Source organism: Cyclobacterium sp. L-R (assembly GCF_056859355.1).
On record NZ_JBSXOH010000084.1, the window covers coordinates 33,687 to 53,571 of the forward strand.

The following is a 19,885-nucleotide window of genomic DNA, read 5'->3' on the forward strand; positions in this document are numbered from 1 at the left end:
GGATTTGCTAATTTTCTTCTTGATGTATACTAACAGTTCGTTTACTGATTATTATTTTGCCAATAAATAACATAATACTGAATAGTATAGCAGTAACACCGATTATTACAAGGATGTTTTGCAAGGTGTTTATAAGTCCAATTTCTGGAATATTTAAAAAGGGATAAGGATAAAATCCCGAAAAATAACCTCTTGTAAAAACAAACGATAAATAAAACATAGGATACAATAGCCAGGTGAAGACAGGCTTTAACTCTAAAGCGCTTTTATCCAAAGTGAATAGCCAGTAAATAAGTACATACAAGGGCACTATACTATGAAGTAGCTCATCAATAAGGTACTGCATGCCGGTAGGCTGCCAGATTCCTCTTAATGCAAATTGATACACTAAGCTTACTATAAGTATGAATGTGGTGATTGCTGTCAAAGCTGTTTGATTGGAAAGAATTTTAAAGGGACCTTGCTTAAGCTTAAAAATTATGGTGATAAAAAATAGGGCAACCAATGTATTTGTAAGGACAGTAAAAAAACTAAAGAACCTGGTTATGGTTTCAGTAATTGATGCTTGTCTATTTTCTATAATTAGATAAAATTGAGTCAATAGCGCAAAACCTGTAATAATCAAGCCTAATATTTCGAATTTATTTTTCATAATGCATCTATTGAAATAATGTGTTTGAATTTAGTGAGTTTAAAATTGACCTTTTAAATTAAACCATTTGAAGGTGGGTAAAATCATAGGGAAATTAAACCGTTTAGCTACTTAAGCTTGCTGTTAGTGTGTAGTGTAAACAATGTAATTAATGACTGTTTTAGGTTTCATTTCCTATTGGTATAGGATTACTATATAATCTTTCAGGTTAAACCCGAAATATGCAACAGACAATCTATTACGTGCTGAAATCGCTTTAAAATCAGCCACTTCGTTGCTGTTTTCAATTTCACCATAGCGGTGCTATGCTAAAATCTCCAAACAGTCTGATTTTCTTGCGATTGCAACACTAATTTCGAATCCTATTACATAATCCGGGTTAAAAATGCTATAATTTAGACTTAAATACAAAAGCCATTCAAATTAATGAATGGCTTTTGTATTTTAATAATTTTAAGAAAACTATTAAGCTGATATCTGCAATAATTAATTATTGCATGATTCGAACTTAAGGTTTAGAAATCTCAAAATTCACTTGTTTACCTTTTATGGTATTGGTGTTCATGACATTGATAACATGACTTGCATCTTTTTTAGGAATGTCCACAAAAGAAAAGCTATCATAAATATCAATTTCACCGATACTTCCACCAGATACACCAGTTTCACCAGCAATGGCTCCTACGATGTCATTTGGACGAATTCGATCTTTTTTACCAAGGTTTAGGAAAAGACGAGCCATATTTGGTTCTCTTTCTTTTTTCCCACCTCTTCTACCACTACGATCTCCTCTTTCACCAGATCTACCTCTAGTACCTCTATCGCCTCTATCTCCACGATCTCTTTTGGATCTTCGGTCATCTCTTCCGCCACGATCTTTCTCAGGAGTGAAGTTCATTTCCTTGAACTTATCAATGGCTTCACCAAGTTGCATTTTAACCAAGCTTAGCGCTATTTGCTCTAGGCTGAGGCCTTCTGCTTGAAGACTTTCAATTGCCTGCTCAAATACAGTATTGTCATCTTCTTTGGCCAATTGTCTGTGGATATCCTTGGTCAGCTGATCTCTTTTCATTTGAATTAACTGATCCACGGATGGGGGAGCAGCCTTATCAATGCTTGTTTTGATAAATCTTTCCAGGTCGCGGATTTTTCCAGCGTCTCTTCTTCCAGATACAAAGCTTATTGCTGTACCTGATTTACCAGCTCTTCCTGTACGTCCTATTCTATGGACATAATTCTCTTCATCAAGTGGAAGGTCAAAATTGAAAACAGCTTCAACGTTCTCTACATCAATTCCCCTAGCAGCAACATCAGTTGCTACCAATACTGAACAATGTCCTTTACGGAATTTGTTCATTACCTTGGTTCTTTGTGCTTGTGACAAGTCACCATGTAAAGCTTCAGCAGGTACACCTTTAGCAGTTAACTCTTCAGTTACTTCATCTGTAACCCTCTTAGTGTTACAAAAAATCACACTAAGCTTGTATTGGTGAAGATTGATTAGCCTGCTTATTAAATCAGTTTTTAATCCTGATCTTACCTCAAAATAAAGTTGAGAGATGTTCTCTACAGTAAGTTCCTTACGTAATACCTTAATTATTTCAGGATCTGTTTGATATTTTCTAGTAAGCTCTAGAATAGGTTTAGGCATAGTAGCCGAAAAGAAAACCGTTTGCCTTTCATTAGGCATAGAGCTCAATATCTTTTCTATATCATCACGAAATCCCATGTCTAACATTTCGTCAGCTTCATCCAGCACGATGATGCTAACTTTGCTAAGATCTAAGGTTCTTCTGTCCATGTGATCCATAATCCTTCCAGGAGTACCTACCACAATTTGAACACCTTTTTTAAGGCTTCTGATTTGCCTATCAATCGCCTCACCACCATAGATACAAGTAGATGATATTTTCCTGTTGTACTTGGTTAATTTAACGATTTCTCCTTCTACCTGAACAGCTAATTCTCTAGTAGGGCATAAAATTAAAGCTTGAGGCTTGCTATTTGAACTGTCTATACGATCAATTATTGGTATACCGAAAGCAGCTGTTTTACCTGTTCCTGTTTGTGCCTGACCAATTACATCTGCACCTTGTAATAATAAGGGGATGGTTTGCGCTTGAATGGGTGAAGGTTGGGTATAGCCCATATCTTCTACCGCCCTTAAGATTTCTTCCGAAACCCCAAGGTCTGAAAATAATAATTCTTTTTCCATGAAATGTTCCTTACTTCTCAAAGCCACGGTATTCCAAAATATCCCAGTGTCGATCAACAATAAGGAACCCCACGGCGTAGGAGAAAAATGTATATTTTAAATAAGTTGCAAAGGTAAGGATATTATACCTGATAAACAACTATAATGAGGTTATAAATAGAATAAACCGTAAATAGGATGGACTATTTCTAAATATAATTTTGATTTAAATAAAAAAAAGGGCCCAAAGACCCTTTTTATTTTTAAGCTTAAGTACTTGACTATCTTTTATCAATAGCAACGAAATCTCTTTCTGTTTCACCAACGTAGACTTGTCTTGGTCTACCAATTGGTTCATTGTTTTCACGCATTTCTTTCCACTGAGCAATCCAACCTGGAAGTCTTCCCAATGCAAACATAACAGTAAACATGTCAGTAGGTATTCCCAAAGCTCTGTAAATAATACCAGAGTAGAAATCAACGTTAGGATAAAGTTTTCTATCTACAAAATACTGGTCACTAAGGGCAGCGCTTTCTAGTTCTTTAGCGATGTCAAGTACTGGGTCATTTATACCTAATTTCTCCAATACATCATCTGCAGCTTTCTTGATTATCTTCGCTCTAGGATCAAAGTTTTTGTAAACCCTATGACCAAATCCCATTAGTCTAAATGGATCATTTTTGTCCTTGGCTTTTTCTAGGTATTTTTTAGAATCTCCACCATCTGCTTTAATTGCTTCAAGCATTTCTATTACTGACTGGTTGGCACCGCCATGTAAAGGACCCCAAAGGGCATTGATTCCAGCAGATATGGAAGCGTAAATACTGGCTTGAGATGAGCCTACTATCCTTACTGTAGAAGTAGAGCAATTTTGCTCGTGATCTGCGTGTAAGATCAATAATTTATCCAATGCTTTTGAAATCACTGGATCTATTTCATATTTTTCAGAAGGCAATGAAAACATCATTTTCATAAAATTACCACAATAGTCTAAGCTATTGTCAGGGTAATTTACAGGATGTCCCATCTTGTTTTTATAAGCCCAAGCAGCGAAAGTTGGCATTTTGGCCAATAGTCGTACCATACTCAATTGAATCTCTTCATCCGTATTATTAGGATCTAGAGAATTTGGGTAAAAAGCCGTAAGTGAGCAGATCAGAGAAGATAAAACCCCCATTGGGTGGGCTACAGAAGGGAAACCGTCCAAAATCTTTTTGATATCCTCATGAACAAGGGTATGCTTTGTGATTCTGTCTGAAAAATCGTTGTATTGATCGGTAGTCGGTAATTCACCATTTATCAACAAATATGAAACTTCCAAAAAGTTGGAGTTTTCTGCTAGGTCTTCAATATTATAGCCTCTATACCTTAAAATACCTTTCTCCCCATCCAAAAACGTTATGGCACTTTTCGTTGATCCAGTGTTTTTAAAACCCGGATCAATGGTGATTAACCCTGATTGGCCACGTAATTTTGCAATATCAACTGCAGTTTCATTTTCTGTACCTTCGGTGACTGGAAGATCATATTCTTTACCTTTAAAGGATAGTTTAGCAATATCCGACATGTGTTTATTATTAAATGATTTTATAAAGTATCTAGATTGATCAGTTAAAATAGATTTGACTACAATTTAGTAAAATTTGGTTAATAAATTCCGAAAATACAATCCAAATGCCAAAGGATTAATTATTGAAAAATAAAACATAATTTGGAAAAAAGTGGAAGTCTCCTAATAAAAATAATTATTGTATCCGTTATTTCACCAATTCAGATTTATCTTTGCTGAAATTGACCAAATTTATTTTAATCGATATTTATTGTATTGTAATAGATTAAAGAAAGCCCATGATGGGCTTTCTTTAACAGAAGTGTTCAAATACTTCTACCAAATGATCACCGATCATTTGTGCATTTCTACCTTCAATGTGATGTCTCTCTATGAAATGTACCAATTCACCATCTTTAAACAATGCCATGGCAGGAGAGGAGGGAGGATAAGGAAGGACCAATTCTCTGAATTTAGCTACTGCTTCAGCATCATTGCCTGCAAATACTGTGGCCAAAACATCAGGTTTTTTAGAAGCTTTCTCCAAAGCACTTCGAACTCCTGGTCTAGCTGCTCCAGCAGCACATCCGCAAACAGAGTTCACAACGATGAAAGTGGTTCCTTTGTGTTCGCTAAGATGATCTTCGACATCTTTAGATGTCCTGAATTCCTTAAAACCTGCTTCTGTAAGCTCTGCACGCATTGGCGCAATCAATTCTTCTGGATACATATTTTTTTTGTTTATAAGTTTTTTCTATAAAAATCCCAATTCAAGCTTTGCTACCTCCGACATCATGTCTTGAGAATAGGGAGGGTCAAAGGTAAGTTCAACTTCAACATTGTTTACTCCTTCGATATTAGCTACACTGCTCTTTACTTCAGAAGGGATAGACTCTGCCGCAGGACAGTTGGGTGATGTTAGCGTCATAAGAATATATACGTTATTAACAGGGTATACCGTAATTTCATATATAAGACCAAGCTCATATACATCTACTGGAATTTCTGGATCATATACCTCTTTAATAGCATTGACAACCTTTCTTTTTATCTCTTCTTGATCGTCTATTGATTGATCTGTTTTCTCCATAGCTGTTTTATGCATTTATTTTGGCTTGATAAGCTATTGCATATAGCTTCATTTGTTTGATCATAGCAGTTAAGCCATTTGATCGTTGTGAACCAATAATATTACCCATTCCAATCTTTTCGATAAAATATAGGTCCGCATTTATTATTTCACTGGCTTTCCTTCCTGAAAGCACCCTAATAAGCAAACTTATTAGACCTTTGGTAATGTCAGTGTTTGAGTCAGCATGAAAATGAACTTTTCCATCTTCAAATGTAGTCGTTAACCAAACTTTAGATTGACACCCTTTGATGATATTGTCTTCTTTCTTTTCTTCTTCAGGAAATTCAGCCAATTGGTCTCCTAGCTCCATGATGTAGTAGATGGTTGATTCCTTGTCATCACCCAGAATTTCAAATTCGCTTATGATTTCTTCCTGAATAGCGTTGATATCTGCCATTAATTTTTCCTTTTTGAGATTTTAGTCAGGCTTTCTACAAGCCGGTCAATTTCTTCCATGGTATTGTAAACAGCAAAGGAAGCCCTGACAGTTCCCTCAATATTAAACCGCTCCATAAGTGGTTGGGTGCAATGGTGTCCGGTTCTAACGGCAATACCGGAGGCATCCAACATCATTCCCACATCAAATGGGTGAATGTTATTTATGCCGAAGCTCAGTACACTGACTTTATCTTTGGCCGTACCTATTGGAATAAAACCATTAATTTTAGAACAGCTTTCTGTAGCATGAGCTAAAAGGCGGTTTTCATGAGCTCGTATAGCAGCTTTGCCAAGCTGATTGATAAATTTGATGGCTTCGGCGAAAGCTATTACGTCCCCTATATTGGGTGTTCCCGCTTCAAATTTATACGGAATATCATTGTAGGTAGTTTTTGAAAAGGAAACCTCTTTAATCATTTCACCTCCTCCCTGATAGGGTGGCATGGCTTCTAAAACCTCCCGCTTTCCATAGAGTACTCCAACTCCTGTTGGACCGTATACTTTATGGGCCGAAAAGGCCAGAAAATCACAGTTTAAATCCTGAACATCTACCTCTAAATGGGCTGTACTCTGTGCACCGTCTAGTAAAAATTTGGCACCAACAGAATGGGCTTGTGTAATCATTTCCTTTACAGGGTTGATTGTACCCAAAGCATTGGATGCATGAACCACAGCCACCATTTTGGTTTTGTCTGACAGAAGGTTTTTATAAGCCTCCAAATCCAACTCCCCATTGTCATGAATAGGGATTATTTTTAATATTGCTCCCTTTTCTTCACATAACATCTGCCAAGGTACAATATTGGAATGATGTTCCAATGTAGAGATAATGATCTCATCGCCCGCATTGATAAATTTTCTACCAAAGGTGGAAGCAACTAAATTAATGCTTTCTGTAGTCCCCTTGGTGAAAATAACTTCCTCCACTGAAGGGGCATTAATAAAGGTTTTAACAAGCTCCCTTGTCTGTTCAAAATAGTCTGTAGCTCTTGAAGCTAAGGTATGAGCTCCTCTATGAATATTAGAATTGTCTACCCCGTAATAGTTTTTTAAGGCTTCAATAACTTGAATCGGCTTTTGTGTGGTAGCAGCATTGTCAAAATAGGCCAAAGGTTTTCCATTAACTTCTTGATGAAGTATTGGGAAAAGTGCTCTGATTTTCTCCTCAGCTATGATCCCTGAATTTGTTTTAATTGCTGCCTCCAAGTCGCTCATGTACTATTTCTTCACAATAATTTTTAAAGGTTGAATTCGTAATCTTATCTAGTATCTCACCTGCAAAGGCATAGAGCAATAAGGATTTGGCACTTTCTTTTCCTATTCCTCTAGCACGAAGATAAAAGAGTGCTTCTTCGTCAAGTTGCCCTGTAGTACAGCCGTGAGAACATTTCACATCGTCTGCCCAAATTTCAAGTTGAGGTTTCGTATTTAGAATGGCATCTTCAGACAGTAAAATATTGTTGTTCTGCTGAAAAGCATTTGTCTTTTGCGCATCTTGCCTTACAAATATTTTACCATTGAACACTCCTCTTGAATGGTCTGCTAAAATGCCTTTATAAAGTTCATTTGACTCGCAGTGCGGCATCTTGTGGTCTACATTGGTATGGTTGTCCACATGGGTTTTCCCATTTAACATATAGAGTCCATACATGTTTCCCTCACAATTGCTTGAATTGAGATTAAGGCTTAGGTTGTTTCTCAACATATCCCCACTTAAACTTAACAATACAGATGTGAAAGTAGCATCTCGCTCTATATTAGAGCTGGTATTGCTTACGCCTAATTCATTTTTGTGTCCATTCTGAAGTTTATAATGGCGAATGTGTGCATTGCTATCTATGTTCCATTCTCCGACTTCATTGAGAAAAACAGCAGATTCATTAACGAAGATTGTTATTTCTATAACGGTTGCCTGGCTGTTTTTGCCTGCTTTGAAGTAAGTTCTTGGCTGTACACATTCTCCCATTGAATCAGCGCTTACCACGTCGACCAATAATATTGGTTGTTTTATTATTGAACCATCTGCAACTTCAATGTGAATACCTGATTCAAAAGAATAAGAATTGAGTGCTGTAAAAGGATCTTTGCTTACAGTTTCTATAGTGCCAATCTCCTCAGCCTGCTCTTGATTCAAGTCAGCAAAAGGAGTAACTGTAAATGATCCTTCGCTATTGGATGATAATTCAGGTTCATAGACACCATTGTTTCTGATGAGCTTAAAACCTTCTAGTGAATTAACCAATGGATGTGATTTCAGAACCTCAGCAATATTACTTATTGCATTTGGTGAAGTGAATTTCTTTATCTTATCAAGAATTCGCTTGTTGATATTCGTGAACTTATACTCTTCTTCTTTTAGCGTAGGAAACCCGGTTTCATCCAGAGATGCTTTGGCAGCAGACTTCAATTCTTTAAACAGACTAAATTTTTCTAAACTCGTCTGGTTCGAAAGGAATAATTCAACCAGTTTATGGTCATTTTTTGTTGATACTGTCATTAGAAATTAAAATCTTGGATTAAAATTAAACCTTTGCTCCTGATACTTCTTCCTTGATCCAGTCGTAACCTTTGGCTTCAAGTTCAAGGGCCAATTCTTTTGTACCAGATTTTACAATTTGTCCTTTGTACAATACATGCACGAAATCAGGGACAATATAATCCAGCAAACGTTGGTAGTGAGTTACCACAATGGTTGCGTTGTCCTTAGATTTAAGTTGATTAACACCATTTGCCACTACTTTAAGCGCATCGATATCCAATCCTGAATCTGTTTCATCCAAAATAGAAAGTGTAGGTTCCAACATGGCCATCTGAAAAATTTCATTTTTCTTCTTTTCACCACCGGAAAAACCTTCGTTCAAAGCCCTACTTAATAGCTTTTGGTCTATTTCCACCAACTTCATTTTTTCTTTCATTAAAGAAAGAAATTTCACTGCGTCTAAAGGTGCTTGGCCTCTGTATTCCCTTACCTGATTTACAGCAGTTCTTAAGAAGTTTGTAGAGCTAACACCTGGTATTTCTACCGGATACTGAAAAGCAAGAAAAATACCTTCCCTTGCTCTATCTTCTGGACTAAGCTCTAAGATGTCTTTGTTTTTGAAAGTAACAGAACCTTCGGTTACTTCATACTCTTCACGTCCAGCTAGTACAGAAGCTAAGGTTGATTTTCCAGACCCATTGGGCCCCATGATGGCATGTACTTCTCCTGGTTTAATCTCAAGATTAATACCATTCAATATCGGGCTGCCTTCGATTGCAGCGTGTAAATTTTTTATTGATAACATTTTTTTAATTTTTTAACCTACGCTTCCTTCTAATGTAAGGGCCAAAAGTTTCTGAGCTTCAACCGCAAACTCCATAGGGAGTTGATTCAATACTTCTTTGGCATATCCATTTACGATAAGTGCAACTGCATCCTCAGAGCTTATTCCTCTTTGGTTACAATAGAAAATCTGATCTTCTCCAATCTTAGAAGTTGTTGCTTCATGTTCTACTTTTGCAGAAGGATTTTGTATGTCTATATATGGGAATGTATGTGCTCCACATTTGTCACCCATAAGAAGAGAGTCACATTGAGAGAAGTTCCTTGAGTTGGTGGCACGTTTCATTACCTGAACCTGACCTCTGTATGAATTTTGTGATTTTCCAGCAGAAATTCCCTTAGATACAATCCTTGAACGGGTGTTTTTACCAATATGTATCATCTTGGTACCTGTATCCGCTTGTTGGTAGTTGTTCGTTACTGCTACAGAATAAAATTCACCTATAGAATTGTCACCTTTAAGTATACAAGAAGGGTATTTCCAAGTCACCGCAGATCCTGTTTCTACCTGCGTCCAAGATATTTTGGAATTGTCTCCTGCACAAATACCTCTTTTGGTTACAAAATTGTAAATTCCACCCTTGCCGTTTTTATCACCAGGATACCAGTTTTGAACAGTTGAATATTTTACTTCAGCATTTTTTGCTGCATATATTTCAACTACTGCCGCATGAAGTTGGTTCTCGTCCCTTTGTGGGGCGGTACATCCTTCAAGATAAGAGACATAAGATTCATCTTCTGCTACAATTAACGTTCTCTCAAACTGCCCTGTATTGGCTGCGTTAATCCTGAAATAGGTTGAAAGTTCCATTGGGCAACGTACCCCTTTAGGTATATAGCAAAACGAACCATCAGAGAATACAGCAGCATTTAGCGCCGCGTAGTAGTTGTCCGTAGCAGGGACAACAGAGCCCAGGTATTTTTTAACCAAATCCGGATGTTCTGCAACTGCTTCACTAAATGAACAAAAAATCACACCCAACTTGGAAAGTGTATCCTTGAAAGTAGTTCCAACAGATACTGAATCCAACACCACGTCTACTGCAATTCCTTGCAGTCTTTTTTGCTCATTCAAAGAGATGCCCAACCTTTCGTAGATTTTCAAAAGCTCGGGATCTATATCGCTAATGTTTTTGGATTTGCTTTTTTGTTTTGGAGCGGAATAGTACCTCAATGCTTGAAGGTCTAATTTAGGGTAATGAACATTTGCCCAAGTAGGCTCATCCATTTTTCTCCACTGTTCAAAAGCTTTGAGACGCCAATCCAAAAGCCATTTAGGCTCTTCTTTTTTGGAAGAAATCCACCGAATGATGTTTTCGTTAAGGCCAATAGGAGCCTCATCAGCTTCGTAATCTACTGACCATCCGTGTTCATATTCTCTGGAGGTTAATTCTTCTAAGATTTCATTGTCCTTGCTCATAAAAAAGAGTTATTTAGACTAATTATATTTTGATCCACAAATATATAACATTAATCTATTTTTTATTGTTCTAAAAGGAAGGGAATTAAATGAAATTTTATTAAAATCAGTAGTTAACCTGTTAAATATCAATAAAATAATATAAAAAAATTACTGCTAGTTAAAAAGGTAAATATTAAAAAAACCATATACATTATACAAAAACCTAAATATATTTTTTATTTAGATTTAATCTTAATAACTAAATTTACCCTATTTTTTGTCTGTTACAAGATGGATTGGTCTATTGATACTTTCCTCCAATACGATAAGCGTTTCCGTCCTATCAATACCTTCTACCAATTGAATTTTGTTCAAAACTTCTCTCAAATGGTTGGTGTCCTTGCATATTATTTTCGCAAAAATACTATAATTTCCTGTTGTATAATAAGCGTTTATAACTTCTGAAATATCTTTTAACTTTTCAATAACAGTATCGTAAAGGGAGCTTTTTTCCAAATAAATACCAAGGAAGGCAGAAATATCATATCCCAATTTTGAAAAATCTATGTTCAATGTAGCACTCTTCACCACGCCCAAATCTTCCAATTTCCTCATTCGAACATGAACAGTTCCTGAAGAAACGAATACTTTTTTAGCTATTTCTGTATATGGGGTTTTGGCATCTTTATTGAGTAGAGATATAATTTTGAGGTCTACATTGTCAATATCTAAAATTTTGTCCATTTTTCAATAAGTTAATTGTTGATTCCAAAATAAAGATCTGGTTAAATTATTAAATTGTCAAAGAATTTAAAGACTATTTTTCTTTTTATGAATAAGAAATGCCTCCGCTGGATATCCTATAGCTTGTAATTATACTAATTTTAAAAAGATATTAATTGCATACTAAATAAAAAATCCTATTGGGTAGTCCCAAATAATGCAGGTGACTATTGGTTTAAATTTGATTTGAAAGGCTAAAAGCTGGCGCGGAAGGTGAGCGGTTAGGATTACTGCTTACTTTGCTAACATGCCTGATTTTAATTATGTCTAAATTTTTTAATTTTAAGGTTTCTTGCTGCTTTATTTAAAAGTTTCATTTTTTACCCTAAGGATTATGGAAAAGATTATCTTCGAAGTTTAAAAGTTTAAATTTAAAGACTAAAGGTTTGAGATTTTATACATTAATTATTTTTCTGTTTTTGGCATTCAATGTTGCCGCTCAACAAACGAAAAGATCATTGTCACACCAGGATTATGACTCCTGGGAATCAATTTCGAATAAGAAATTTTCTAAAAATGGAGAATGGGTGGCTATAGAAATTTCCCTTCAGGATGGGGATGGAAGGCTTCAATTGAGCAATACTTCCGGAAATAAGCAGAAAATCATTGTTCCAAGAGCATCTCAAACCTCATTTTCTGAAAAAAGCCAATGGTTATTGGGGTTGATAAGTCCTGAAAAAGACAGTTTAAGGCAACTTAAACTTAGAAAAGTAGACAAAGAGGATTTTCCCAAAGACAGCTTGTTATTGGTTAACCTGAAAAGTGGTGAAAAAACAAAGGTGCCTGAAGTAAGTGGGGTTAAGGTGCCGAAAAAAGTGAAAACATGGTATGCTTATCATACATCTGTAAAAATAGAAAAGGATACCAGTTCTAATGAGGTGAAAAAATCTAAGGCGGAGGATAAATCTTTTAATTTAACTGTAAATAATTTTGCTGATGAGAAGTCCTTTACGTTTGAGAAGGTATTGGATTATGGTTTTTCCGATGATGGTCAAAAAATGTTTTTGGTCAAAGTAGGGGATGCTGAAATTGACAAATCAAAAATGGTCTCTATCCTTAATTTAGAGACTGGTAATGAAAACATCCTTGTAGATCACTTGACAAGTTTCAAATCACCTGTTTTTTCATCTGATGCTGAGAAATTCGCTTTTTTGGGAAGTGCCACTGAGGAAAAAGAAGAGGAGAAAGGTTTTCAATTGTATTTTCTGGGGGCTGAGGGAGACTTGAAATCCTGGGAGAATATTCCTGATCAGTTAGACAATAAAATTAGCGAGCACTTTTCACCATCTTTCTCTAATTCTGGAGAACTTTTGTTTTTCGGATGGAATCCATCGCCTGAAAAATACGCTTATGAAGCCGATACTAGTATTTTGGAGGAAGAGAGAGTCAGTCTGGATATTTGGGGTTGGCAAGACAAAGAAATCCAGCCAATGCAGTTAAAGAATTTGAAGGATAAAGAAAAAGAAAGTCAAGTAGCAGTTTATCAAATTAACTCTGATAAAATACAAGTTTATAAAGACACTAAAAGTAGTCAAATTCATTTCAATAGGTTTAAAAAAGGGAATTGGGCCATAATAAGGAACGATGACCATTATCGAAGAGCATATAGCTGGGATATTCAGATAGCAGAGGACCTTAGTAGTATTAACTTGTATACAGGTGAGGTTCATTTATTGGCCAATGAGGTAATCGGTAATCCGAAACTTTCTCCTGCTGGTAAGTTTGTTTATTGGTACAATGCTCCTGATAGTTCTTGGCAGGCCATTCATCTGGAAAGTAAAGAGAGAATTTCATTGACTTCGGGAATTAAGGAGGCCATGTTTAATGAGTTGCATGACAGCCCTTCTTTGCCAGGGAGTTATGGTAGCCCAGGCTGGACTGCTAATGATGAGCACTTTCTAGTTTATGATCGGTTTGATGTATGGAAAATAGATCCTTTTGACCTTAACAAAGCCAAAAATCTTACCAGAGAAAATAAGGAGAACAATAAAATGACTTTTCGCTTAATGAATTTAGATCCTGAAAAGGATTATTACGATTTAAGTGAGGACATGGTGTTAAAGGGGTTTGAAAATACAACCAAAAACAGTGGTTTTTTTCTGGGGGATTGGAAAGGTAATCATAAACCCAAAGCCCTTGTTTTTGGGCCTGCATCTTATAATGGTTTAAAAGTAGCAGAAAGTAAAAAACGATACATTTATCAAAAGTCAACATTTAAATCCAGCCCGGATGTATATTATGCTACTACTGGATTTCATAAAGAAGAGCGCCTATCCCAAATAAATAAACAGCAGGAAGAGATTAACTGGGGAGATGTAGAATTGGTAGACTATTTGACCAGTGAAGGTGATAGCATGAATGGATTGCTTTTTAAACCAGAAAACTTTAACCCGGAAAAGAAATACCCAATGATGGTGTATTTTTATGAGCGAAGATCGGATGCCTTACATCAGTACTATTCCCCTGTTCCATCGGCATCAATTATCAATATTCCTTATTTCGTGAGCAATGAGTACTTGGTTTTTGTACCTGATATAAAATACAAAATAGGCTTGCCTGGGCCTAGCGCTTTTGACTGTATTGTACCCGGTGTTCAGGCCATGGTGGCAAAAGGTTTTGTAGATAAAGACAATATTGGTATTCAAGGGCAAAGTTGGGGAGGTTATCAAGTGGCTTATATCGTTACTCAGACCAATATGTTTAAAGCGGCAGGTGCTGGTGCTCCGGTTGTAAATATGACCTCTGCCTATGGTGGTATTCGTTGGGGGACTGGCATGAGCCGCATGTTTCAATATGAACAAACCCAATCAAGGATTGGGGGCACTCTTTGGGAGAAGCCATTGTATTATATTGAGAATTCTCCTTTATTCTTTACGGATAGGGTGAAGACGCCTGTTTTGATTATGCACAATGATAAGGATGGTGCAGTTCCTTGGTACCAAGGCATTGAGTTTTTTATGGCCTTAAAGAGAAACAATGTTCCTTCTTGGTTATTGGTTTACAATGGGGAAGACCATAACTTGAAAGAGAGAAAGAATAAAAAAGATTTGAGTATTCGATTGTCTCAATTTTTTGACCATTACCTTAAAGGAGAGAAAGCACCCGTGTGGATGACAGAAGGTCTTCCGGCAATAGAAAAGGGGAAAACTTTAAAGTATGAGTTAAGTGCAGATTGAAATCAGATAAACCTGAATTATGAATAGGTTTCGTATTCTATTCAGATACCTAAGGAAGTGATTACGTATAGTAAATGAAGTTTACTGTCTATTCAAAGCAATACCTAAAGCAAAATTTAGCTTTAGGTATTGCTTTGGTTTCTTAGAAATCATTTTAGACCTAAATATAGTAAGAGGATTTGGATAGCAATTGAAAGATTAACTCATCTCTTTGAGGATTCCCTTATGATTAATTCGTGCCTAAGGGTTATGGTGTTTGTTTTTTGAAGGATTTCATGGTGCTCCTCATCCAAATGGTTAATTAAGTTTTTCATAGCCACTTCACCCATGTGATAACTGGGGTAGTTAATCGTGCTGAGATTGGGTTCCACCATTCTTGAAATCAGGTCATTGTTAAAGCCAACAATTGCCATGTCCTCAGGAACCCTTATTTTTTTCTTTTTTAGGGCCATCAAGCAACTAGCAGCGCAGGTATCATTGGAAACAAGCAACCCATCAGGGCGCGGGTTTAATTCCATGATTTTTTCAACAATTCGATCTCCTGATTCTTCACCAAGGTCATTGGTGATGATGTTTTCTTCTTCAAAGACAAATCCATGATCCAAAAGGGCGTATTTATACCCTTTCAAGCGGTCGGAATAAACGTTGATTTTAAGATTTCCTAAAACATGTACAATACGTTTACATCCTTGTTTTATTAGGTGGCTTGTTGCATCATAGATGGCTTGAGTGTTATTGATGACTACTCCCGTACAATTGTTGTTTTCCGGTACTCTATCAAAGAAAAGCACAGGGATTTGTTTTTTGAAAAAAGGAGCAAAGTGTTCAATATTGTCTGTTGTACCAGCTTTTGAAACGAGGAGTCCGTCTACACGGCTGTTAAACATGGTGTTGGCATTGGAAATCTCTTTCTCAAGAGATTCCGTAGATTGGCTGATTACCAGATTATACCCAGCTTGTGTGGCTATTTCTTCCATGCCCGCCATTACCGAGGACTGAAAGGGGCTGTTTAATTTCGGGATAATTACGCCAATACTTTTGGACCGTTTTTTCCGGAGACTAGAAGCAAAAATGTTGGATTGGTACCCTAGGATCTTTGCTGCATTCAAGATTTTTCCCCTGGTTTTTTCTTTAACACGGGGATGGTTACTTAGGGCTCTGCTGACGGTAGTAGGAGACATTCCTACCTCCTTTGCAATATCGTAAATAGTTATTTCCTTATTCATTTAATGGTGACTTGGGCAATAATTAAATCTAATTATAATTAAAATAAAAGATTTATGCAACCGATTTCAATATATCGATTATACTGTACTTCTATTGGAAATTAATATTTTAAACTTTAAAAAGAAATTTTATTTTTTGTTTGTGAAATAAAAGAGTGCTTGAATATGGTAAAAGGCGATAATAAATGCTAAACCTCTTAATTGTTTGGTAGTTTTAATGCAAAATAGTTTGAAATTTATTTTTTAAGAGGAGATTTTGAGTTAAAATGAGTATAAAATTTTATGAAATCGGTTGTATTGAAATAAATATATTAATATGTTTACGGAAAATGATTTTTGTAATATCGTTTCAAAAAAAATAAAAATGAAATTTAAAGGACTCATTTGTCTAATCATAGGTTTTTCAATGTCATTTTCAGTCGTAGCCCAAAAAATAGCTGAAATAAAAGTTGAAGTGGATATAATATCCAGATTCGGCTATCCTGTATCTGTAGATCTTTCCTCAATTACCCCATTGTCAGATACCTTATTAAGCTTGGTAGATATTACTTCAGGTGAATCCATTCAAGTCCCATTTCAAATAGACAATTTAAACGGAAGAACGCTTTATTGGATGATTGCTCCTCAATCTGATAGGGAGAAATCTGTTCGAGTATTTGAATTGCATAGAAAATCGGAAACAGAAAAAACGCTAAATTTTTTAGCCCTAGAAGTAAATGAAAACAGTTTGGTTATTAAGAAACACGGAGAAAATTTATGGCAATACAATCATGGAATGGCCTATCCTCCTGAAGGCATAGACAGTGCTTATGCCCGAAGTGGCTTTGTACATCCTATGTGGACGCCAACAGGGAAGGCCTTAACCAGAATTCAACCTTCTGACCATTACCACCATTATGGACTTTGGAACCCTTGGACCAGAGTAACTTATAAAAATGAACTTATTGATTTTTGGAATTTAAAGGAAAAGCAAGGCACAGTGAGGTTTGCCAATTTTATTAATAGGACATCAGGCCCTGTTTTTGCTGATTACAAAGCCCTCCATGAACATGTTGTTTTAAAGAACAGAGAGGTGCCTGAGGTAGCCATGACAGAGGTACAAGGTACTCGGATCTTTGCATTGGAAAAAGACAATGATTACTATTTGGCAGATATAAATATAGTATTAAATACATCCCCTGATGAGGGCGTTGTTTTGGAAGAATACAGGTATGGAAGTCTAGGATGGCGAACTACTGAAAAATGGGACCGTTATAATAGTGAAGTCATAACATCAGAAGGCTTGGATAGGAAATCGGCCGATGGTAGTTTGGCCAGATGGTGCATTGTTCAGGGGGAGTTGGATGAGGACTATGGTGCAGTCGTGATGATGTCTTATCCTTCTAATTTTAATCATCCGGAACCTTTGAGGGTTTGGCCTGAGGACATGTATGACAGAGGAGACATGTATGCTAATTTTGCACCAACTAAAAATATGGATTGGCATTTGGAGGCAGGAAAATCCTACCAACTTAATTATCGCTTTTTGGTTTCCTCAAAAAAGATAAGTTCTGAGGATGCGGAAGCCGCCTGGGTTCAATTTGCTCACAAACCTAAAATCACCATCACTATATATTAATCCATTAATTTTATTAAATACTTAATCTTAATTACATAATGTTGAATAGCGTGACAAATAATGAATTATTGAAATACTTGTTTAGTGTATTATTTGTAGCCTTGTTAATAGGAGCCAGCACTGCAGATACTTTTGCAAAACCACCAAAAAACCATTTGAAAAACAAGAACGTCCTGGTGTATACCAAAAATGGGGAAGGATTTGTACATGACAATATTCCTTTTGCTGTAGCCAGCCTTGAAAAAATGGCGGTTGAATACAAATTCAATATTACTGTAACAGATAATCCTAACTATTTTACAGAAGAAAACTTGAAATCTATTGATTTGATGGTTTTCCCAAGTACTAATAATGAGGTTTTTACCAATGATGCACAAAGATTGGCTTTTAGAAGATACATTCAATCAGGAGGAGGAATTGTAGGGCTACATTCAGTTGTAGGTACGGAAAGAAACTGGGAGTGGTTTAAAATGCTAATTGGAGGCAGGTTTGTCTGGCATCCAAAATACCAAAAATTGGCCATTAATAAATTGGATGGAAGCCATGTTTCAATGGAAGGAATGCCTGGTATTTGGGAAAAAGAAGATGAATGTTACCTGATGAAGGAGCTTTACCCAGGAATAAAGGTGTTAATGGCCCATGATTTAACCTCCCTAAACAATGAACAAAATGAAAAAGTTAAGGAGTTAACAGCTTCTTTTCATAGGTATTATCCAGCAGTTTGGCACCAAGACTTTGATGGGGGAGTTGCCTGGATAACTGCTTTGGGTCATAATAAAAAGGATTATGAAGATCCTACTTATTTAAAGCATGTTTATCAAGGAATGAATTATGTGGCCAGTCGAGTTTCAAAAAAAGATTATTCAAAAGCATACGCTAAGGCCTGGAATAGCCCTGTGCAATTTAAATAAGGAATGTAATTTTAATAATATTCAATTAACAATAGAACAATAATAAAGAGTGCTTCTATGAAAAACGCTAAAAATACCAATGAATCCAGAAGGAATTTTATGAAGTCAACAGGTAAAGGGGCATTGGCGGCTTCTTTGGCAGTAACAGGTTTTCCCACCATTGTTCCTGCATCAGTTTTAGGAAAAAATGCACCAAGTAATAAGATTAATATTGGTCAGGTAGGTTTTGGTAGAATAGCCATGACACATGATTTGCCGGAAACATTGAAGAATGATATTGCCCGGGTAATTGCTGTTGCAGATGTGGATAGTAACCGTGGGGCTCAAGGTAAAAAATGGATCGAGGGTGTTTATGAGAAAAAAACCGGAAAGTCCAACTATGTAGATGTGAAAGTTTACGATGATTTTCGAGAAATGATAGCTCGAAAAGATTTAGATGCAGTTATTGTAAGTACTCCTGATCACTGGCATGCACAGCCAGCCATGGAAGCTGCCTTGTCAGGTAAAGACGTTTATCTTCAAAAGCCTACCTCTTTGACAGTGGAAGAAGGAAGAATGCTAAGTGATACTATCCATAGAACAGGAGCAGTCTTTCAGATGGGTAGTCAGCAACGGTCACAAAATCCTTGGCCACAATTCAAGAGGGCTTGCGAGTTGGTGCGTAATGGACGAATAGGGAAAGTTGAAAGAATATTTATTGGTTTGCCCGGAGATCCGGCAGGAGGAACGGCTACAGAAATGCCTATTCCTAAAAACCTAAATTATGATATGTGGTTAGGTTCTACTCCTTGGGTACCTTATACCTTAGACAGGGTGCATTCTCAGGACGATATTACATCTAGACCTGGTTGGTTGCGTTGTGAACAGTTTGGCGCAGGAATGATCACAGGATGGGGTGCACATCATTTAGATATAGCACATTGGGCCATGGGTAAAGAATATTCGGGTCCAATAGAAGTTGAAGCGACAGCTTCCTTTCCCACCGAAGGGCTATGGTCTGTGCATGGGGACTTTAAAGTAAAAGCCAAATATGACAATGGAGTCATTATGGAAGTAAGTGGTGATTATCCTAATGGAGTGCGTTTTGAAGGAACTGAAGGTTGGATTTTTGTTGCTCGTGGAAATGTGGGAGTAACAGCCAGTGATCCTGTGCCTGGAGGAAAAGCCAGCGATGCTTTTAAAGCCAGTGATCAAAAAATCTTAAGCTCAGTAATAGGGCCTGATGAGGTGCATCTTTATGAAAGTGAAGAACAGCACAAGAACTGGCTCGACTGCATCGTCTCCAGAGAGCAAACCATCGCTCCAGTAGAAGTGGCGCATCGTTCTTGCAGTGCTTGCTTGGTTTCCCATATTGCCATGAAACTTCCGAGGAAACTGTATTGGGATCCTGTCAGAGAAAAGTTCAAAAATGACGATGAAGCCAATTCAATGTTATCACGTCCACAAAGGTATCCTTATGGTACTTCAAATATTCTATAAAT

General features: G+C 36.6%; 16 protein-coding genes. 4 read left to right on the forward strand and 12 right to left on the reverse strand.

From position 1 onward, the window contains the following. Positions 1–7 precede the first annotated feature (7 nt). From AC13EX_RS16085 to AC13EX_RS16135, 11 genes are all read right to left on the reverse strand, one after another. Complete coding sequence (locus tag AC13EX_RS16085; RefSeq protein WP_048643928.1) at positions 8–652, reverse strand: Pr6Pr family membrane protein; 645 nt, start codon at positions 650–652, stop codon at positions 8–10. A 508-nt stretch (positions 653–1,160) separates the two neighbouring features. After that, a complete protein-coding gene (locus tag AC13EX_RS16090; RefSeq protein ID WP_048644700.1) occupies positions 1,161–2,867 on the reverse strand; it encodes a DEAD/DEAH box helicase in 1,707 nt (568 codons plus the stop codon). 260 nt (positions 2,868–3,127) lie between these two features. After that, positions 3,128–4,414 (reverse strand): citrate synthase, encoded by a 1,287-nt coding sequence (locus AC13EX_RS16095; RefSeq protein ID WP_048643927.1) that lies wholly within the window; start codon positions 4,412–4,414, stop codon positions 3,128–3,130. 295 nt (positions 4,415–4,709) lie between these two features. Then, positions 4,710–5,126: a BrxA/BrxB family bacilliredoxin gene (locus AC13EX_RS16100; protein ID WP_048643926.1), complete on the reverse strand. Its 417-nt coding sequence runs from the start codon at positions 5,124–5,126 to the stop codon at positions 4,710–4,712. Between the two features lie 24 nt (positions 5,127–5,150). Next, positions 5,151–5,501, reverse strand: coding sequence for a DUF59 domain-containing protein (locus AC13EX_RS16105; protein WP_048643925.1), 351 nt, complete (start codon positions 5,499–5,501; stop codon positions 5,151–5,153). Continuing rightward, positions 5,494–5,925, reverse strand: a complete 432-nt coding sequence (locus AC13EX_RS16110; RefSeq protein WP_048643924.1) for a SufE family protein — start codon at positions 5,923–5,925, stop codon at positions 5,494–5,496. Before AC13EX_RS16110 ends, AC13EX_RS16105 begins: the two co-directional genes overlap by 8 nt. Continuing rightward, positions 5,925–7,181, reverse strand: coding sequence for a cysteine desulfurase (locus AC13EX_RS16115; protein WP_048643923.1), 1,257 nt, complete (start codon positions 7,179–7,181; stop codon positions 5,925–5,927). The genes AC13EX_RS16110 and AC13EX_RS16115 overlap by 1 nt, the downstream gene beginning before the upstream one ends. Next, complete coding sequence (gene sufD / locus AC13EX_RS16120) at positions 7,156–8,463, reverse strand: Fe-S cluster assembly protein SufD (protein WP_482893466.1); 1,308 nt, start codon at positions 8,461–8,463, stop codon at positions 7,156–7,158. Before sufD ends, AC13EX_RS16115 begins: the two co-directional genes overlap by 26 nt. 25 nt (positions 8,464–8,488) lie before the next feature. Next, on the reverse strand, positions 8,489–9,250 hold the full coding sequence (gene sufC, locus AC13EX_RS16125; protein ID WP_048643921.1) for a Fe-S cluster assembly ATPase SufC: 762 nt from the start codon (positions 9,248–9,250) through the stop codon (positions 8,489–8,491). A 12-nt stretch (positions 9,251–9,262) separates the two neighbouring features. Then, entirely contained in the window at positions 9,263–10,708 is a 1,446-nt protein-coding gene (sufB, locus tag AC13EX_RS16130) for a Fe-S cluster assembly protein SufB (RefSeq protein WP_048643920.1), read from the reverse strand. Between the two features lie 252 nt (positions 10,709–10,960). Beyond that, complete coding sequence (locus tag AC13EX_RS16135) at positions 10,961–11,434, reverse strand: Lrp/AsnC ligand binding domain-containing protein (protein WP_048643919.1); 474 nt, start codon at positions 11,432–11,434, stop codon at positions 10,961–10,963. Positions 11,435–11,859: 425 nt separating this feature from the next. Here AC13EX_RS16135 and AC13EX_RS16140 point away from each other — a divergent pair, with 425 nt between their 5' ends. Next, positions 11,860–14,649, forward strand: coding sequence for an alpha/beta hydrolase family protein (locus AC13EX_RS16140; RefSeq protein WP_482893467.1), 2,790 nt, complete (start codon positions 11,860–11,862; stop codon positions 14,647–14,649). A gap of 203 nt (positions 14,650–14,852) precedes the next feature. Here the strand turns inward: AC13EX_RS16140 and AC13EX_RS16145 are convergent, their stop codons facing one another. Beyond that, positions 14,853–15,875, reverse strand: a complete 1,023-nt coding sequence (locus tag AC13EX_RS16145) for a LacI family DNA-binding transcriptional regulator (protein WP_482893468.1) — start codon at positions 15,873–15,875, stop codon at positions 14,853–14,855. Between the two features lie 406 nt (positions 15,876–16,281). On the opposite strand from AC13EX_RS16145, the gene AC13EX_RS16150 reads away from it, so the two are divergent. From AC13EX_RS16150 to AC13EX_RS16160, 3 genes are read left to right on the forward strand one after another with little or no spacing between them, the layout of a single operon-like run. Continuing rightward, the gene (locus AC13EX_RS16150; RefSeq protein WP_482893469.1) at positions 16,282–17,493 is read left to right on the forward strand and encodes a DUF6807 domain-containing protein; all 1,212 of its coding nucleotides are present in this window, start codon (positions 16,282–16,284) and stop codon (positions 17,491–17,493) included. A 38-nt stretch (positions 17,494–17,531) separates the two neighbouring features. Beyond that, positions 17,532–18,404, forward strand: a complete 873-nt coding sequence (locus AC13EX_RS16155; RefSeq protein ID WP_339716801.1) for a ThuA domain-containing protein — start codon at positions 17,532–17,534, stop codon at positions 18,402–18,404. 57 nt (positions 18,405–18,461) lie between these two features. Next, on the forward strand, positions 18,462–19,883 hold the full coding sequence (locus AC13EX_RS16160; protein WP_482893470.1) for a Gfo/Idh/MocA family protein: 1,422 nt from the start codon (positions 18,462–18,464) through the stop codon (positions 19,881–19,883). The last annotated feature ends 2 nt before the right edge of the window (positions 19,884–19,885 follow it).

What these genes read in the sequence shown, in the direction of transcription:
- AC13EX_RS16085 (WP_048643928.1), bottom strand. Translation starts at nt 652, where the DNA reads ATGAAAAATAAATTCGAAATATTAGGCTTGATTATTACAGGTTTTGCG.
- AC13EX_RS16090 (WP_048644700.1), bottom strand. Translation starts at nt 2,867, where the DNA reads ATGGAAAAAGAATTATTATTTTCAGACCTTGGGGTTTCGGAAGAAATC.
- AC13EX_RS16095 (WP_048643927.1), bottom strand. Translation starts at nt 4,414, where the DNA reads ATGTCGGATATTGCTAAACTATCCTTTAAAGGTAAAGAATATGATCTT.
- AC13EX_RS16100 (WP_048643926.1), bottom strand. Translation starts at nt 5,126, where the DNA reads ATGTATCCAGAAGAATTGATTGCGCCAATGCGTGCAGAGCTTACAGAA.
- AC13EX_RS16105 (WP_048643925.1), bottom strand. Translation starts at nt 5,501, where the DNA reads ATGCATAAAACAGCTATGGAGAAAACAGATCAATCAATAGACGATCAA.
- AC13EX_RS16110 (WP_048643924.1), bottom strand. Translation starts at nt 5,925, where the DNA reads ATGGCAGATATCAACGCTATTCAGGAAGAAATCATAAGCGAATTTGAA.
- AC13EX_RS16115 (WP_048643923.1), bottom strand. Translation starts at nt 7,181, where the DNA reads ATGAGCGACTTGGAGGCAGCAATTAAAACAAATTCAGGGATCATAGCT.
- sufD (WP_482893466.1), bottom strand. Translation starts at nt 8,463, where the DNA reads ATGACAGTATCAACAAAAAATGACCATAAACTGGTTGAATTATTCCTT.
- sufC (WP_048643921.1), bottom strand. Translation starts at nt 9,250, where the DNA reads ATGTTATCAATAAAAAATTTACACGCTGCAATCGAAGGCAGCCCGATA.
- sufB (WP_048643920.1), bottom strand. Translation starts at nt 10,708, where the DNA reads ATGAGCAAGGACAATGAAATCTTAGAAGAATTAACCTCCAGAGAATAT.
- AC13EX_RS16135 (WP_048643919.1), bottom strand. Translation starts at nt 11,434, where the DNA reads ATGGACAAAATTTTAGATATTGACAATGTAGACCTCAAAATTATATCT.
- AC13EX_RS16145 (WP_482893468.1), bottom strand. Translation starts at nt 15,875, where the DNA reads ATGAATAAGGAAATAACTATTTACGATATTGCAAAGGAGGTAGGAATG.
- AC13EX_RS16150 (WP_482893469.1), top strand. Translation starts at nt 16,282, where the DNA reads ATGTCATTTTCAGTCGTAGCCCAAAAAATAGCTGAAATAAAAGTTGAA.
- AC13EX_RS16155 (WP_339716801.1), top strand. Translation starts at nt 17,532, where the DNA reads ATGTTGAATAGCGTGACAAATAATGAATTATTGAAATACTTGTTTAGT.
- AC13EX_RS16160 (WP_482893470.1), top strand. Translation starts at nt 18,462, where the DNA reads ATGAAAAACGCTAAAAATACCAATGAATCCAGAAGGAATTTTATGAAG.